16 protein-coding genes are annotated in these 15,982 nt (G+C 70.9%); 6 read left to right on the top strand and 10 right to left on the bottom strand.

What is annotated here, in order from left to right; genetic code table 11:
- Nucleotides 1–20: 20 nt before the first annotated feature.
- Together ACZ5WE_RS23200 and ACZ5WE_RS23195 are read right to left on the bottom strand one after the other, a co-directional pair.
- Complete coding sequence (locus ACZ5WE_RS23200) at nucleotides 21–1,307, bottom strand: cytidylyltransferase domain-containing protein (RefSeq protein WP_467691778.1); 1,287 nt, start codon at nucleotides 1,305–1,307, stop codon at nucleotides 21–23.
- A gap of 80 nt (nucleotides 1,308–1,387) precedes the next feature.
- Complete coding sequence (locus ACZ5WE_RS23195) at nucleotides 1,388–2,764, bottom strand: DUF6716 putative glycosyltransferase (protein WP_467691777.1); 1,377 nt, start codon at nucleotides 2,762–2,764, stop codon at nucleotides 1,388–1,390.
- A gap of 198 nt (nucleotides 2,765–2,962) precedes the next feature.
- On the opposite strand from ACZ5WE_RS23195, the gene ACZ5WE_RS23190 reads away from it, so the two are divergent.
- From ACZ5WE_RS23190 to ACZ5WE_RS23180, 3 genes are read left to right on the top strand one after another with little or no spacing between them, the layout of a single operon-like run.
- Entirely contained in the window at nucleotides 2,963–3,940 is a 978-nt protein-coding gene (locus ACZ5WE_RS23190; protein ID WP_467691775.1) for a glycosyltransferase family 2 protein, read from the top strand.
- Nucleotides 3,940–5,298, top strand: coding sequence for an alpha-2,8-polysialyltransferase family protein (locus tag ACZ5WE_RS23185; RefSeq protein ID WP_467691773.1), 1,359 nt, complete (start codon nucleotides 3,940–3,942; stop codon nucleotides 5,296–5,298). The genes ACZ5WE_RS23190 and ACZ5WE_RS23185 overlap by 1 nt, the downstream gene beginning before the upstream one ends.
- Complete coding sequence (locus ACZ5WE_RS23180) at nucleotides 5,295–6,437, top strand: acyltransferase family protein (protein ID WP_467691771.1); 1,143 nt, start codon at nucleotides 5,295–5,297, stop codon at nucleotides 6,435–6,437. The genes ACZ5WE_RS23185 and ACZ5WE_RS23180 overlap by 4 nt, the downstream gene beginning before the upstream one ends.
- Here the strand turns inward: ACZ5WE_RS23180 and ACZ5WE_RS23175 are convergent.
- Nucleotides 6,421–6,579: a hypothetical protein gene (locus ACZ5WE_RS23175; protein ID WP_467691769.1), complete on the bottom strand. Its 159-nt coding sequence runs from the start codon at nucleotides 6,577–6,579 to the stop codon at nucleotides 6,421–6,423. The genes ACZ5WE_RS23180 and ACZ5WE_RS23175 overlap by 17 nt on opposite strands.
- A 9-nt stretch (nucleotides 6,580–6,588) precedes the next feature.
- Nucleotides 6,589–7,245 carry a TetR/AcrR family transcriptional regulator C-terminal domain-containing protein gene (locus tag ACZ5WE_RS23170; RefSeq protein ID WP_467691848.1) on the bottom strand — a complete coding sequence of 219 codons (657 nt, stop codon included), beginning with the start codon at nucleotides 7,243–7,245 and terminating at the stop codon, nucleotides 6,589–6,591.
- A gap of 29 nt (nucleotides 7,246–7,274) precedes the next feature.
- Between ACZ5WE_RS23170 and ACZ5WE_RS23165 the strand changes: the two genes are divergently transcribed.
- Both ACZ5WE_RS23165 and ACZ5WE_RS23160 read left to right on the top strand, forming a co-directional pair.
- Nucleotides 7,275–8,735 carry an FAD-dependent oxidoreductase gene (locus tag ACZ5WE_RS23165; protein WP_467691767.1) on the top strand — a complete coding sequence of 487 codons (1,461 nt, stop codon included), beginning with the start codon at nucleotides 7,275–7,277 and terminating at the stop codon, nucleotides 8,733–8,735.
- A gap of 33 nt (nucleotides 8,736–8,768) precedes the next feature.
- Nucleotides 8,769–9,233, top strand: a complete 465-nt coding sequence (locus tag ACZ5WE_RS23160; protein ID WP_467691765.1) for a MarR family winged helix-turn-helix transcriptional regulator — start codon at nucleotides 8,769–8,771, stop codon at nucleotides 9,231–9,233.
- Nucleotides 9,234–9,249: 16 nt separating this feature from the next.
- Here ACZ5WE_RS23160 and leuE read toward each other — a convergent pair whose 3' ends face one another.
- Both leuE and ACZ5WE_RS23150 read right to left on the bottom strand, forming a co-directional pair.
- Complete coding sequence (gene leuE / locus ACZ5WE_RS23155; protein ID WP_467691847.1) at nucleotides 9,250–9,903, bottom strand: leucine efflux protein LeuE; 654 nt, start codon at nucleotides 9,901–9,903, stop codon at nucleotides 9,250–9,252.
- 78 nt (nucleotides 9,904–9,981) lie between these two features.
- Entirely contained in the window at nucleotides 9,982–11,562 is a 1,581-nt protein-coding gene (locus ACZ5WE_RS23150; RefSeq protein WP_467691764.1) for an acyl-CoA mutase large subunit family protein, read from the bottom strand.
- 142 nt (nucleotides 11,563–11,704) lie between these two features.
- Here ACZ5WE_RS23150 and ACZ5WE_RS23145 point away from each other — a divergent pair, with 142 nt between their 5' ends.
- The gene (locus ACZ5WE_RS23145) at nucleotides 11,705–12,550 is read left to right on the top strand and encodes a L,D-transpeptidase family protein (protein WP_467691762.1); all 846 of its coding nucleotides are present in this window, start codon (nucleotides 11,705–11,707) and stop codon (nucleotides 12,548–12,550) included.
- 197 nt (nucleotides 12,551–12,747) lie between these two features.
- On the opposite strand, the gene ACZ5WE_RS23140 is transcribed toward ACZ5WE_RS23145, so the two are convergent.
- From ACZ5WE_RS23140 to ACZ5WE_RS23125, 4 genes are all read right to left on the bottom strand, one after another.
- Nucleotides 12,748–13,815 (bottom strand): hypothetical protein, encoded by a 1,068-nt coding sequence (locus tag ACZ5WE_RS23140; protein ID WP_467691761.1) that lies wholly within the window; start codon nucleotides 13,813–13,815, stop codon nucleotides 12,748–12,750.
- Entirely contained in the window at nucleotides 13,815–14,480 is a 666-nt protein-coding gene (locus ACZ5WE_RS23135) for an RNA polymerase sigma factor (protein WP_467691759.1), read from the bottom strand. Before ACZ5WE_RS23135 ends, ACZ5WE_RS23140 begins: the two co-directional genes overlap by 1 nt.
- 628 nt (nucleotides 14,481–15,108) lie before the next feature.
- A complete protein-coding gene (locus ACZ5WE_RS23130) occupies nucleotides 15,109–15,291 on the bottom strand; it encodes a hypothetical protein (protein ID WP_467691757.1) in 183 nt (60 codons plus the stop codon).
- A complete protein-coding gene (locus ACZ5WE_RS23125) occupies nucleotides 15,288–15,875 on the bottom strand; it encodes an RNA polymerase sigma factor (RefSeq protein WP_467691755.1) in 588 nt (195 codons plus the stop codon). The genes ACZ5WE_RS23130 and ACZ5WE_RS23125 overlap by 4 nt, the downstream gene beginning before the upstream one ends.
- Nucleotides 15,876–15,982: the final 107 nt, after the last annotated feature.

Below are 15,982 nucleotides of genomic sequence, written 5' to 3'. Positions count from 1 at the left end.
GCTCATGGCAGGAACTTTCCTTACTTGTTGAGGGAGGGGCCGAGGATCCATGCGGCGATCTCTCGGATCGCGCCGTCACCACCGGGGAGAGCGGTGACCGCACGTGCGGCGCCGCGTACGACGTCGTGGGCGCTCGCGACCGCCACGGGCCAGCCGACGAGGCCGAAGCACGGGAGGTCGTTGACGTCGTTTCCGACGTAGAGCACGCGCTCGGGAGCGATGCCCTGCTCCTCGCACCACTGCTTGAGTGCGAGGTCCTTGCGGTCGATGCCGTGCAGGACGGGAAGCTTCAGCTTCCTGGCCCGCGCGGCGACGACCGGGTTCTGTTCCGTGGACAGGATCAGCAGCGGAATCCCCGCGTCACGCAGGGCCGCGATGCCGAGGCCGTCCCCGCGGTGCACGGAGACGAACTCCCGTCCTTCGGAGTCGATCAGCACCCTGTCGTCCGTCTGGGTGCCGTCGAAGTCGAGTACGACCGCGTCGATGTCGTCGCGGGTCGGAAGGGCGTCCGCCCGGCCGGAGTCGAAGAGCGGCGCGAGCGCCCTGGCGCGGGCGAGGTCGTGCGGGTCGTCGATCTCCAGGACGCGCGCGGGGTCCGTGCGGACCAGCTCCGTGCGGCCGAAGAAGCGGTGCTTGTGCTGGCGGAAGCCGGTCACGTCCATCGCGTAGACCGCGCCGGTCTCCAGGAGGTCCTGGGGGCGGTCCTGGCGGCGCGGCCGGAAGGACTTGTCGTGGTTGACGCCGTAACCGCCGTCGGTGGCGGTGGAGTTGGCGACCTTCGTGGTGCCGCCCACCTCGCCGGTGCGGCGCGCGTCCATGGCCTTGGGCTCGTCGTCGGCGTCCCGCCACACGAAGCCGTGGAAGGGCGCGACGGTCAGCGCGGTGTCCGCGCCGCCGTCGATGATCGAGCCGACCACGCCGTCGACGTCCTCGCGGACGATGAAGGGGCTGGTGCACTGCACGAGCAGGACGACGTCCACCGTGGTGCCGTGCAGCGTCTCGTGCGCGTCCATCGCGTGCAGGACCGCCGCCTCACTGGTTGCGGTGTCCCCCGCGATCGCCGCGGGCCGCAGGACCACCTCCGCGCCGGCCGAGCGCGCGGCCTCGGCGATCACGTGGTCGTCCGTGGAGACCACGACATCCGTGACGAGCCGCGCGGCCAGGCACTCGCGGATGGCGCGCGCCACCAGGGGCACGCCGCCGACCGGGGCGAGGTTCTTGGCGGGCACGCCCTTGGAGCCGCCGCGGGCCGGGATGACGGCGAGGACACGGCGGGTTGGCGCGCTCCCTGGGGCGGGGTGGGACATGGGGGCTCCTTGAGAGGGGTGGGGGATCACGGCTCGCCCGCGGTTCACGGCTCGCCCGCGGTTCACGTCACGCCCGCGGTTCACAGCTCGCCCATCCGCCGGATGACGGGGGCCACGCGCTGCACCCCGTGCCGGTAGGCGCCGCGTGCCGCGCTGCGGACGGCCTGGCGCACGGGGCCGGGCTCGCGGTCCGCGGCGGGGGCGCCCGGCAGCGGGGCGCCGTCCGGGCCGAGGTGGTGGCGGGCCAGGATGCCGGGGAGGTATCCGGGGGCGGTGATGAGGCTGTAGTACGGGGTGATGGGCGGCAGTTGGTCCTGCGCGAGGAGGCTCGCGACGCGCTCACGTGCCGCGTCGAAGGCCGTCGCGTACGTCCCATCGGGCGCGACGCCCTGCCGTGCGACCCACTCCGGAGCGGCCTCGGGGCTGTGCCCGGCGTCGATCTCGTCCCAGGACGCGAGGCATCCGGAGCCGATGAAGTGGTGGTTGCCGAGCGCCTCGCGCACCCCGAGGTCGGTGAGGACCGCGGTGGGGATGCGGCGGTGCAGGGATTCGAGCGCGGCGGTGGAGCTGACCGTGACGAGCAGGTCGGTGCGGTCCAGGACCTCGCCCATGTTCCCGTACACGAGGCGGCAGTTGGGCGGCAGGTCCTCGCCCTTGGCGAGCTTCTGGTAGGGCAGTTCCTCGATGTGCGTGGTGTGTTCGCCGGGCTTGCTGCGCAGCTTGATCAGGACCTCGCGGTCCGGGTGGAGCCGTGCGTGCTCGACCATGCGGCGCAGCAGGTACGTGCGGTGCGCGCGGCTGTCGGGCACGGAGGGCTGCGCGGCGAAGACGACCGTGTACGGGTCGTGCTTCTGGTCCTCTTCGAGGTAGGCGGCGCCGCCGAGGAACGGCAGCGCGCTCTCCACGACGCCCGACGCGTCGGCGCCCACCCCCTCGTACACGGCGCGGAAACGCTCCGCGTCCTGCCGGGAGTTGGCGAGGACGACGTCCGCGCCGTGGCGAAGGAGCAGTCCGTCGGCGAGCTTCTCGTAGACGACGCCGACATAGCCGGTGACGATCACGGGGCGCCGCTTCCCGGAAACCGCCGACACCGCCATGCGGGCGAGCCCGTGAAGGACCGCCTGGACCGCGCCGCCCACCAGGGCGAGCACGATCACGTCGGGCGCTTCGCGCTCCACCTCGCGCAGAAACTCGACGGCGGTGACCTCGCGGAGCGTGTCCGCGCGCACCCCGACCTCTTCGAGCTGCCGGACGGTGGGCGTGGCCCGACCGCGGAGAAGGCGTCCGTCGAGGCGCGCGTCCGCTCCCTCACCCGCGAGGTCACCCGTGAGGTCACCCGTGAGGTCACCTACGAGGCCACCCGCGAGGCGGCTCGCGGTGAGCGCACCCCATTTCCATCGGGTGTCGGAGTCGGCGAGCACGGTGATCCGTGTCGTCCCGCTGTTGCTTACTGGCACAGGAAGGACGCTAGGAAGGCATTGAGATTGGCGGCCCAACTCAGGTGCAACAAACGGTTAACAGAACGCCGACGAATGGCGAATCAGCCCGGGAATCCGTGGTCAAGCAGGCGGGTTAACCATTCCGCCATACTTCGTTCACCTGAGATCTCACCTTCGGCCAAGACGAATGCCGGGCCGACACCTAACGTCACCCACGTGGTTAAGCTCTCCGTCATCGTGCCGTTCTACAACGTGCAGCAATACGCGCCCGACACCTTGAGGAGTCTGCGAGCGAACGCACGCGAAGACTTCGAATTCATTCTCGTCGACGACTGTTCGAAGGATGAGACTCCAGAGATTCTGGAGCGTGCCGCGCGCGAACTGCCCGGCGCCGTCCATCTCAGACATGAGACGAACGGCGGTCTGGCGACCGCCCGCAACACGGGCCTTGACGCGGCGCGCGGCGAGTACCTCACCTTCCTGGACGGTGACGACTGGCTCGCTCCCGGCTATTACGCGCAACTCGTCTCGGCCATCGAGGAGTTGGGCTGCGACTTCGTGCGTACCGACCATGTGCAGTGCACCGCTCGGGCCCGCAGCATCCACCGTGTCCCGCACGGCAGGCGCGGTGTCGTCATGCCGCCGCGGGACGTCATCCTGCCCGCCGACCGGTCGACGTCGGTCGACTACGCCTACGCCTGGGCGGGCATCTACCACCGGCGCCTGGCCGACCGGGGCCTGCTGCACTTCACGGACGGCCTGCGCACCGCGGAGGACCGGCCCTGGATCTGGCGCCTGCACCGCGAGGCGGATTCCTTCGCCGCGGTGGGTCTGCTCGGTGTGTTCTACCGGCGCGGGGTCGCCTCGTCACTGACACAGATCGGCGACGTACGACAGCTCGATTTCATCCGGGCATTCGACCAGGTGATCCGCGAAACAGCCGAGGACCGGGACGCGGACGAACTGCTGCCGAAGGCAGTGCGTACTTACTGCGCGATCATTTCCCACCATCTGGGATCCATCGAAAGGTTCGAGCCACAAGTGGCGCGGAAATTGAAGTCACTGAGTGCGGCCGCCCTGAAGCGGATGCCGCAGGGCGTTCTCGACGACGCCCTCGACTCCATGGACATACAGCGGGCGACCCGCCTTCGCCGGCTTCGCCGGCGTCCGGTGTCGGCGGAGGTGGCCGCGTAATGGCGACGACGCAGATCTTCCTCGCGTCCACGCTGTACGGCACCGCGACGCTGGCCGCCGCGATCGACGCCGACCGCTTCGGTCCCGCCGACCGGCGGCTGCTGCTCGTCAGCAACAACGCGGCGACGCCGGAGACGACGGTCGCCGTGGACGAGATGCCGGGTTTCACGCAGCTGCGGGACCGGTTCGACGACGTACGTTCCTGGAACGAGGCCATCTCCCCTTTTCATCCGGGCGGCTGGGCGCCCCGGGCGGACGACATCCCGATGTGGGAGCGCTACATCCGGCTCCTGTGGGATCTCGGTGACGACGACATCGAGCTGGCCGTCGAGTCGATCCAGGTCAACCCGGCCCTGGCCCTCGCGCAGATCTTCACGGGCGCCCCCGTGGACGTCTACGCCGACGGACTGATGAGTTATGGCCCCACCCGCAACAAGATCGACCCACTGATCGGCACGCGGGTGCGCCGCCTCCTTCACCTGGACCTGGTGCCCGGCCTGACCCCGCTGCTCCTGACCGAGTTCGGTGTGCGGCCGGAGATCGTGCCGACCGAGGCGTTCGTGAAGGTGCTCGACCGCCTGGCCGCCTCCGAGGCCGACGCCGCGGACACCCCCGACATCGCCGAGCCGGCGCTGCTCCTCGGCCAGTACCTCTCCGCCCTCGGCATCCTGACCGCCGAGGAAGAGGAGGAGCTGCATGTGCGCATGGTGCGCGGCGCAGCCGAACTCGGCCACACGCGCGTGGTGTTCAAGCCGCATCCGACGGCTCCGGCCCGCTGGTCACGCATGCTGGAGAAGGAGGCGGAGGCGATCGGTGTGGAGCTGACCGTCCTCGACTCGCCGGTCCTCGCCGAGGTCCTGTACCAGCGGATGCGGCCCTCGCTCGTCATCGGCTGCTTCTCGACCGCGCTGCTCACCGCCTCCGCGCTCTACGGCCTGCCGGTCGCCCGCACCGGCACCGAGACGCTTCTGGAGCGGCTCGCGCCCTACCAGAACAGCAACCGCGTCCCGGTCACCATCGTGGACGCACTGATCCCCGACCTCGCCGACAAGGGCGCGGTCACCGGGCGGCAGCCGGGCATGCCGGTCGCCGATCTCGGCGAGCTGCTGGTCGCCGTCGGCTTCGCCATGCAGCCGCAGATCTGTCCGCGCCGGCGCGAGGCGGCCGAGAGCTACCTCTCGACGCACCTGACTCCGCACACCTGGCGCTACTTCAAGCGCCGTCGCCTCACGGCCCTCGCCCTGCCCGGAGCGCTGCCCCCGCAGCTCTCGTTCATCCCGCGCAACGCGGCCGTACGCCGGGTCGCGCGCCGCGCCCGTTCGGTCCAGCGCTCCATCAAGCGGACCGCACTCGGATGACCTCTCCCGCAACCACGCTCCCGAAGGAAACCTCAGGGGCGGACACTTTCGCGCTCACGATCCCCGCCCCCACCGTCCGGCGTGCGCGCCCCCGCCTCAGAGCCCTGGACGGGCTGCGGCTCATCGCGGCCCTGATGGTCGCCGCTTATCACTACGGCGGACGTGACGGCGAGATCAGCGAGGCCTGGGGCAGCTCTCCGCAGCTCCAGTTCCCCACGGCGCACAGCTGGTTCGCGTACGGCTGTCTCGGCGTGCAGATCTTCTTCGTGATCAGTGGCTTCGTGATCTGCATGAGCGGCTGGGGCCGTCCGCTGCGCGGGTTCTTCGCCTCGCGCGCGTCCCGGCTGCTGCCCTCCTACTGGGCGGCGATCATCCTGGTGACGGCGGTCTTCGCGCTGCCCGTCGTGGCGTACAAGGCGGTCTCGCCCAGCGACGCCCTGGTGAATCTGACCATGCTGCAGCAACCGCTCGGCGTGGACCGGGTGTTGGGGGTCTGCTGGACGCTCTGGGCCGAGCTGCGCTTCTACGCGCTGTTCGCGCTCTGCGTCGTCATGCCCGGCGCGAACCGGGCCCGCGTGATCCTGTTCTGCGCGGTCTGGACCCTCGCCGCGGTCATCGCGGAGGGTGCGAACGAGCCGCTGCTCGACCTCGTCCTCATGCCCGAGTACGCCCCGTTCTTCATCGGCGGCATCGGCATCTACCTCGTCCACCGCGACCGCAGGGACCTGACGGCCTGGGGCATCGTGGGGGTCAGCTGGCTGATCGGCCAGCACTACGCGGTCGACCGGCTCTGGCACGCACCGAACCCGGACTTCTTCTCCTACCGCTCGTCCTTCGGCATCATCGCCGTCGTGACGGCGGGCTTCGCGGCGGTGCTCCTGATCGCGCTCGGCGCGCTGCACCGGGTCGACTGGAAGTGGCTGACGGTGGCGGGTGCCCTGACGTACCCGTTCTACCTGGTGCACGAGCACCTGGGCTGGGTGACGGTGGGCGCGCTGCACCGGGGCCTCGGGCTTCCCTCGTACGCGACCTTCGGCCTGACGATCGCCGCGATGCTGCTGCTCGCGTGGCTGCTGAACCGTTTCGTGGAGGAGCGGCTGACGCCGCTGATCCGCCGCGGGCTCATGACGCGGAAGTAGCGCCGCCGGTTTCGGTCTCGGCGTCGTCCGCCACCACGCGGGCGACGTCCATCGCCTCGCCCATGACGTCCTGGGCCTCGCCTATCGCGTCCGCCAGCTCCTGGACCAGTCGGCCCAAGGTGTCTTCCGGGTCCTCGTTCATGGGCCCAGACTACGTTTCCAGCATCGTCGCCCCGATCCCGGCGACCACCGCGGCAAGGCCCTTCTCGAACCCCGCGTCGTAATCGCGGAACATCTCGTTGCCCGCGGCCGAAGCGAGCGGGTACGCGGCCAGGCGCTCGGCGCGCGCCGCCAGGTCGTAGCCGCCCTCCGCCTTCGCGGGGTCCGGCCCCATGGACTGCTCCTCGATGACGTAACCGATCGTGTAGCTGTACGCCGTGAGCCAGGCGCGGGCCGCGCCGCCCGGTGTGAAGCCGCCGCCGGTGAGCGTGCCCAGGTGGGCCTCCATGGGGGCGGCGTAGGACATGTCGGTGAAGTGCGTGCCGCTGTAGACCTTCGCGCCGTCGCGGTACATCAGCAGGTGGCGGCGCAGGCCCCGCATGGCGGCCGCGAGGGCGGCCCGCCAGTCGGCGTCCGGCTCCGCGCCCGCCAGAAGATCCTCGTTCATGCGGCGCAGCATCTCGGTCGCCATCTCGTCGAGCAGCGCCTGCTTGTCCTTGAAATGCCAGTACAGAGCGGGCGCCTTGACGTCCAGCTCCTTGGCGATGGCACGCAGGGAGAGTCCGTCGAGGCCCGTCTCGTTCAGGAGCTTCAGGGCGGTGCACGCGACGCGGGTGCGGTCCAGGGGGGTCGTAGCCACCTTGACAATTTAACACCGTTAAGCGCAGGCTCTGGAACATGGCACTTAACAGCGTTAAGGAGACAGTCGTGACGGCTGTCGTGACGGACGTACTCATCGTGGGCGCCGGCCCCACCGGCCTGACCCTCGCCTGCGACCTCGCGCGGCGCGGCGTGCGCGCCCAGGTCGTCGAGCGGGCAGAGACCCTCTTCCCCGGCTCGCGCGGCAAGGGCATCCAGCCCCGTACGCAGGAGGTCTTCGACGACCTCGGGATCATCGAGGCGGCCGAGGCGGCGGGCGGCACCTACCCGGTCGGCATGGTCTGGCAAGGCGGCGAGCGACAGGGCGAGCACCGGATGTTCGACGAGAGGGAGCCGACACAGGACGCCCCGTACGACCGGCCGCTGATGCTCCCCCAGTGGCGCACCCAGGAAATCCTGTACGCCCGCCTGCGCGAACTCGGCGGCGACGAGATCGCGTTCGGCGCCGCGCTGACCGGCCTCACACAGGACGCCGAGGGCGTCACCGCCCGGCTGTCGGACGGCCGGACCGTCCGCGCCGCGTACGCCGTGGCGGCCGACGGGGGCCGCTCGACGGTGCGCGCGGCGCTGGGCATCGGCATGACCGGCGAGAGCGTCGACCCGAACCCGATCCTGGTGGCCGACGTCCGTATCCCCACCCTGGACCGCGACAACTGGCACATGTTCCCGCCCGCCGCCGACGGCGCGGGCTTCCTGGCGATCTGCCCACTGCCGGGCACGCCGGACTTCCAGCTGACGGCCCAGTTCACGGACGGGACCCACCCCGACACCTCGCCCGACGGGGTACGCAAGATCGTCGCCGCCCGTACGCATCTGACCGCCGACGAGGTGACCGAGGTGCGCTGGGCCTCCGACTTCCGGCCGCGCGCGGCGATGGCGGACCGGTTTCGCGAGGGCCGCGTCTTCCTGGCCGGGGACGCGGCGCACGTGCACTCACCGGCGGGCGGGCAGGGCCTGAACACCAGCGTGCAGGACGCCTACAACCTGGGCTGGAAGCTGGGCGCGGTCCTGCGGGGCGGCGCACTCGCGGCCCTCCTCGACACCTACGAGGCCGAGCGCCTGCCGGTCGCCGCACAGATGCTGGGCCTCTCCACCCGCATCCACCGGGGGGAGGAGCGGCGCGGGGAGGCCACCCGCCAGCTGAGCCTCGGCTACCGGGGCAGCTCCCTGGCGGTGGAGACCCGTACGGGTCTCGCGGACGAGGCGTTGCGGGCGGGCGATCGCGCACCGGACGGGCCGTACGCCGAGGGGAGGCTGTTCGACGTGTTCAGGGGCCCGCACCTCACGCTGCTCGCGGTCGGCACGGATGCCGAACTGCCCGTACTGAACGAGGAGTTGACGCACTCCCACCGCATGGACGCCTACGCTCCCTACGGCAAGGGCCTGTTCCTGGTGCGCCCCGATGGTTACGTCGGCTGGGCGGGCGAGGACGCGACGGGCCTGACGGACTACTTCAGGCTGGTCCACCAGGGCAGTTGACCTCAATCAAACTTGAGGTTCTATGTTCTGCGCATGGACACTTTCACGTACTCCCACAGCGACGAGGACCTCATCGACCAGCCCATCGGCTACTGGGCATCGACGGCGGGCGAGGTCGTCGTACACCACATCCGCACCATGCTCGCCGAGTTCGGACTCACCCAGCCCGAGTGGTGGATCCTGAACCAGATCATCGCCGATGACGGCCGCGACAAGGCCGCCGTGGTGGCCACGTTGCGGGGCTACCTCAACGTGGGTGACGGCTCGCTGCACCACGACATCGAAGCTCTGCACGACCGGGCCCTGCTCACCGAGGACGCCGGAGGCCGCCTCCGCCTCACCGACGAGGGGCGCAGGCTGCGGGACGACGCCGCCGCGCGCCAGCACAAGACGCGGGCGCAGATCCACGAGGGCATCCCGGAGGAGGAGTACGTCCGCACCCTCAAGGTGCTCCAGCGCATGATCCACAACGTGGGCGGCACGGCCTGGCACCACTGAGTCCCTTGGCCGTCACTCAGCCACTGGCGAGCGAGAGCTTCGCCGCGAACCCGAGGAACAGCGCGCCCGCCGCCGAAGTGGCTCCCGCCGAGAGCCGCTTGCGGCGGCGGAAGGCGGCCGACAGCTTCGTGCCGCTGAATATCAGGGCGGTGAGGTAGAGGACGCTCGCCAGCTGAGCCAGGAGCCCGAGCACGAGGAAGGAGAGCGCGGGGTAGGCGTACCCCGGATCGACGAACTGCACGAAGAAGGCGATGAAGAAGAGAATGGCCTTCGGGTTGAGCAGGCTGATCACCAGGGCCCTGCGGAACGGCCGCTCCCCCGCTTCCTCCGCTCCGCTCGCACCCTGCTCCGCGGCCTGCTCGCGCCGCGTACGCCACATCCCCCACGCGGCCCGCAGCATCCCGATCGCCAGCCACGTCAGATATCCCGCACCGGCGTACTTCACGATCCCGAACAGCAGGGCGTTGGCCTGCAGCAGGGAGGCCACGCCGGCCGCCGACAGCGTCATCAGGACGGCGTCTCCGCACCAGACGCCCGCGGCGGCGGTATAGCCGGTGCGTACGCCGCGGCGCGCGGCGACGGAGAGCACGTACAGCGAGTTCGGCCCCGGCAGCAGAATGATCAGGGCGAGGCCCGCGAGATAGGTCGGAAGATCGGTGACACCCAGCATGAGGCGGAGTGTCGCACGTGCGTACGACACGAGGGGCACGGTGTCCGTACATCGGACACCCGGCCGCATCGGGCCCCGTCAGAAGACGTCCGAGGGCTCGTACGCCCCCCACACCTCCCGCAGCGCGTCGCACACCTCGCCCACCGTCGCCCTTGCCCGCAGCGCGTCCTTCATCGGATAGAGGACGTTGGCCTCGCCCTTCGCCGCCTCCTGGAGCGAGGAGAGCGCCGCGTCCACCGCCGCCCCGTCCCGCTCCGCCCGCAGCTTCGCGAGGCGGGCCGCCTGCTGGGCCTCGATCGCGGGGTCGACGCGGAGGGGTTCGTAGGGCTCCTCGGCGTCGAGCTGGTAGCGGTTGACGCCGACCACGACCCGCTCGCCGGAATCGGTCTCCTGGGCGATGCGATAGGCACTGCGCTCGATCTCGTTCTTCTGGAAGCCGTTCTCGATGGCGGCGACCGCGCCGCCCATGTCCTCGACACGCTCCATGAGTCCGAGGGTCGCGGCCTCGATGTCGTCGGTCATCTTCTCCACGACATAGGACCCGGCGAACGGGTCGACCGTGGCCGTCACGTCCGTCTCGTACGCCAGGACCTGCTGCGTGCGCAGGGCCAGGCGCGCGCTCTTGTCGGTCGGCAGCGCGATCGCCTCGTCGAAGGAGTTCGTGTGCAGGGACTGGGTGCCGCCGAGCACCGCGCCGAGGCCCTGGACCGCGACGCGGACGAGGTTCACCTCGGGCTGCTGTGCGGTGAGCTGGACGCCGGCCGTCTGCGTGTGGAAGCGCAGCATCAGCGACTTGGGGTTCTTCGCGCCGAACTCCTCCCGCATCACGCGGGCCCAGATGCGGCGTGCGGCACGGAACTTGGCGACCTCCTCCAGAAGCGTCGTACGCGCCACGAAGAAGAAGGAGAGGCGGGGCGCGAAGTCGTCCACGCCCATGCCCGCGGCGACCGCCGTGCGGACGTACTCGATGCCGTCGGCCAGGGTGAAGGCGATCTCCTGCGCGGGCGTCGCGCCCGCCTCGGCCATGTGATAGCCGGAGATGGAGATGGTGTTCCACCTCGGGATCTCGGCCCGGCAGTACTTGAAGATGTCCGCGATCAGGCGCAGCGACGGCTTGGGCGGGAAGATGTACGTGCCGCGCGCGATGTACTCCTTCAGGACGTCGTTCTGGATCGTGCCCGTCAGCTCGCCCGCGTCGACTCCCTGTTCCTCGCCGACCAGTTGGTACATCAGGAGCAGCAGGGCGGCCGGGGCGTTGATCGTCATCGATGTCGACACCTTGTCCAGCGGGATGCCGCCGAACAGGATCCGCATGTCGTCGATCGAGTCGATCGCGACACCCACCTTGCCGACCTCGCCGGACGCGATCGGGGCGTCCGAGTCGTGGCCCATCTGTGTGGGCAGGTCGAAGGCGACCGAAAGGCCCGCGGTGCCGTTGGTGATCAGCTGCTTGTAGCGGGCGTTGGACTCGACGGCCGTCCCGAAGCCCGCGTACTGGCGCATCGTCCAGGGGCGCCCTGTGTACATGGAGGGATACACGCCGCGCGTGAAGGGATAGGCACCCGGCACGCCCAGCTTCGTCTCCGGATCCCACCCTTCGAGGGCCTCAGGTCCGTATACGGGCTCGAACGGCAGTCCGGACTCCGACTCACGCGCCATCGCTCTGTGCCTCCTGCCAGAGATCCTGGAGATCCTTCTCCGTTACTTCTCCGGTATAGCGGTCCGCCTCCAGCATGCGGCAACGTTCAGGGGTGGTCACTCGCGGGGAACACTCTCGGCGAGTCTGTCGAGCGGTCGAGCGATGACGGGGGTCATTGTGCGCAGAGGTGCGATAGCCGTGGGGGCCGTGGTCACGGTCGCCCTGGTGGGCGGATGCAAGGCGCAGGCCGTCGACTCGGACGGGAAGGCGCAACCGGTCCGGATCTCCCCCACGAAGACGCCATCGGACGGCTCGGACACACCGTCCACCGCCCCCGGCCGGGCCTCGCCCGCGAAGCCGACGCCGAAGCCCGCCCCGAAGACCCTGCTCGCCCCGGGGCAGCGCGGCGACCAGGTGCGTGAGCTGCAGGCCCGACTCCGGCAGATCGCCTGGTTCTTCGACAACCCCTCGGGCACGTACGGCTCGTCCACCACGACCGCGATCAAGGGATTCCAGGGCAAGCGCGGGCTGCCCCGCACGGGCACGACGGACACGGTCACCTGGCAGAAGCTGATCGGCATGACCCGCGAGCCCACGAAGTACGAGCTCTACTCCGGGGGCGGCATCCCGGCGTCGAAGCCCGACAAGCGCTGCCTGACCGGGCGCGTCCTGTGCATCAGCAAGGCCAGCCGCACGCTGACATGGATGATCGACGGCAGGGTCGTCTCGACGATGGACGTGCGCTTCGGCTCGCAGTACACGCCCACCCGCGACGGCGCGTTCACCGTCTACTGGAAGTCCCGGCACCACGTCTCGACGCTCTACGACACCGCCATGCCGTACGCGATGTTCTTCAGCGGCGGCCAGGCCGTGCACTTCTCGTCGGACTTCGCGGCGACCGGCTACGACGGCGCTTCGCACGGGTGCGTGAACGTACGGGACGAGAAGAAGATCGCGAACCTGTTCGCGCAGGTCAAGAACGGCGACAAGGTCGTCGTCTACAAGTGAGGCCGCGGGACGGGCGTGGGATTAATCAGCGTGGGCGGGATCGGGGGAACGTCTCCCGCCCACGCTGGTGGCACTGAGCCAAAGGTACGGGGGGAACCCCTGGCTCGTGCGCGGGCCGATGACCAGTCGGCTCACTTCTTACTGCGTCACTGCTTCAAAAAACGTCACACCCTCGCCGAGAGGGGTTTGCGAGCAGGTCAGGAGCCGGGCAGTACAGGCTGCGCGCTGTACGAGGCGGAGACGGCGGGGGTGGGCAGCGGGCGCGGGGGCGCGGGTGCCACGACGGGCGGAACGGGACGGATGCCGCCGTTGCCCCAGTGGTCGTTGCCGCTGCCACTGCCGGACGGTCCGTCGCCCTTGTCGCCGTCGCCGTCCTCGTCACTGCCGCCGTCGTTGCCGCTGTTGCCGCTGTTGCCGCCGCCGTTGTGCTCTCGGTCGCTGCCCGATCCGTCCAGGACACGGCCGCAGAACTCGGTCACCCGCCGGGATCCCTTCGCGGCCTCCTCCAGGCGGCGCCTCTTCTCGCCCTGGAGGTCTCCGCTGCGGTAGTCGCGGCAGGCGGAGACCACCTTGCGGTACCAGCCCCCCGCCTCGTCATCGCGCTGCGGGTCGCCGGAGCCGGGCTGCGTGGTGCCCGCGGTGTCCTGGGAGGCGCCGTCGGGGGTTTCGGACTGCTGGGGCGGCGCGCTGCTGCCGGGCCCGCGCGAGGGGTCTTCCGGGGTCGTGGTCACGTCGTCGGGCTGCACGTCCGGGGTGGCGCTCGCATCCTCCGACGGGGACGCGAGCGGCTCGGGCGACGCGACGGACGACGCGGAGGCCGCGGGGCCCGGCTGGTCCCGGTCACCGAAGGGCGAGGGCAGCACGCCCGTACCGGCCGCGACGGCCACCCCGCCGACCATGCAGCCGGCGAGCACGGCGGCGAGTCCGTAGCGCAGGGGGCGGGCCCAGCGCGCGGGGCGCGAAGGCTCGACAGAGCGCCCGAGACGTACGGTTTCGCCCGCTCCCACGCGCGTAGAAGCTGTCCGGGCCTCAGTGCCACGGGCCTCCCGGAACGCCGCGAGGGCGGCGGCCTCACCAGGGAGTTCGGAGGAGATGTCGGCGGGTACGACGGATCCTGCGCGGTCGTCCGCCGCCAGCGCGGCCAGGGCCTTGGCCAACTGCGCGGCCTGTTCCCGCGCTTGGTGGTCGACGCCGTCGATGGACTCACCGCTCAGCAAACGCTCCGCCGCGTCGCGGTCCAGCCACCTGTAATCCTCGTCGGCCATCACATGTCCTTCTGCGCCCGCGAACGAGAATGCGTCACACCGGCGGACGTCACCGCGTGCCCGCGCCGCTCTCTCTGGGGCGGTACGGCGTCCAGCGCGCCCTCGCTCGGCGGGCCGTCCGCGCCGAGGAGTTCCGCGAGTCGCTTGAGGCCGCGATGTGCGGCGGTGCGGACCGCGCCGGGGCGCTTGCCGAGGGTCTGAGCAGCGCTCTTGGCGTCGAGGCCGACGACCACCCGGAGCACGACCGCTTCGGCCTGGTCCTGCGGGAGCTGGGCTATCAGGGCGAGGGCGTCGCCGGTGGCCAGGGACTCCATCGCCTCGTCCGCGGTGTCCGCGTCGCCCGGCTTTCCGGTGAGCTCGGTCTCGTCGCCGCCTATCGCCGGGCGGCGGCCCCGCATGCGTATGTGGTCGAGGGCGCGGTTGCGCGCTATGCGCGCGGCCCAGCCGCGGAACCGGTCCGCGTCGCCGCTGAACCGGTCGAGGTCGCGGGCTATCTGCAGCCAGGCCTCGGACGCGACATCCTCGGCGTCCGGGTCCGCGACCAGTGTCCGTACGTAGCCGAGCAGCCGCGGGTGCACAGCGCGGTACACAGTCCGGAACGCGGTCTCGTCCCCGTCCTGCGCCGCAAGCACCGCGGCGGTCAGTTCCGCGTCGTCCCCCAGCACAACTTCTCCCTATGCGCCTACACCGGTTGCGGTCCTGCCCCCGCAGCCTGGCGCGAAGCAGCACGCTACGGGCTGAAGTGGGCTCACGTCCATGTTTGGTACAACGTGCAACTAGCGCGTGACAGTACGCGGTGTGACAGAAAACGCACCCACGGCGCTGAAGGGAGTACGGGCCGCGTGCGGTCCGTCCGCGTGACGGCCGGGGTCTCTCCTGTGGGGGGTGGCGACCCCGGCCGCTCACCTTGGCGGGGCCCGGCGGGAGTTGACCCTGCGGCTCCGCCACCCCGGGCCTTCGACCCGCACCCCCCGCCTTGCTGAACGTCGCGCAGTTCCCCGCGCCCCTAAAGGGGCACCCCACCACCGCCGGGCACGCACGCGAAGACGAAACACGACGGGGAGCACCCGACAGGGGCGCGAGGAACTGCGCGGCCAACCCCCACACACGCGAAGACGAAACACGACGGGAAGCACCCGACAGGGGCGCGAGGAACTGCGCGCCCAACCCCCACACACGTGCAGACAAAACACGACAGGGAGCGCCCGTCAGGGGCGCGGGGAACTGCGCGCTCGGTCACCACGCGCGTGCAGGCGAGGTGCGACGCGAGCCCCCCCCGCCCCCCAACCCCCCTCAGCCCCGCCAGTCGTCGTCAGGACGGGTCCGCAGCGGCCGCCCCGCAGCCACGCGGGCCGAGCGGAAGGCCGCGAGAGCCCGGCGCTGAGCCTCCGCGTCGACCCGATCGGCACGAATCGCCTCCGCGAGGAGCGTGGCGAGGCGGGGCTCCCCGGCGGCCACCCCACTCCGCCGGGTCACCGAAGACCCCCCAACTGCTGGGCAAGCCGCCGAAGCCCCCGATACGCGGCAGTCCGCACCGCCCCGGGCCGCTTGCCGAGGACCCGCGCGGCCGCCGCCGCATCCAGGCCCACGACGACCCGCAGCAGCACCGCCTCCGCCTGGTCGCGCGGCAGCGCGGCGATCAGCGCGATGGCCTCCCCCGTGGAGATCGACTCGAGCGCCTGCTCCGAGGTGCTGTGCGGTCCGGGCAGATCGAGCACATCCTGTTCGAGGGCGGACGGGCGCGGCCTGACCTTCTGGCGCCGCAGGTGGTCGAAGGCCCGGTGGCGCGCGATGGTCGCCGTCCAGCCGCGGAAACCCGCGCCGTCGCCGCGGAACCGCCCCAGATCACGGGCGATCTCCAGCCAGGCCTCGGCCGCGATGTCCTCCGCGGTCTCACCGTCGTGGCCGACCAGACCCCGCAGATAGCCGACGAGCCCCGGCTGCACCAGGCGGTAGGCGACCGCGAAGGCCGCCTCGTCGCCCTCCTGTGCCCGCGCGACCGCGGCGCCCAGCTCCTCGTCGCGCACCCGTGCGCGACGGGGTTCCCCTCCTCGACCCACGCTTTCCCATCCGTACCGACGCGACACAGCTCACCGTGTCCGTGCCCCCACGCTGAGCTGCGCCAGGGCCCACAGAAATGTCACAGGTACGGACCGAGCTCGGAGCC

It is taken from the genome of Streptomyces sp. NPDC033180 (assembly GCF_055577645.1).
This window is presented reverse-complemented; position numbering and strand designations above follow the sequence as displayed.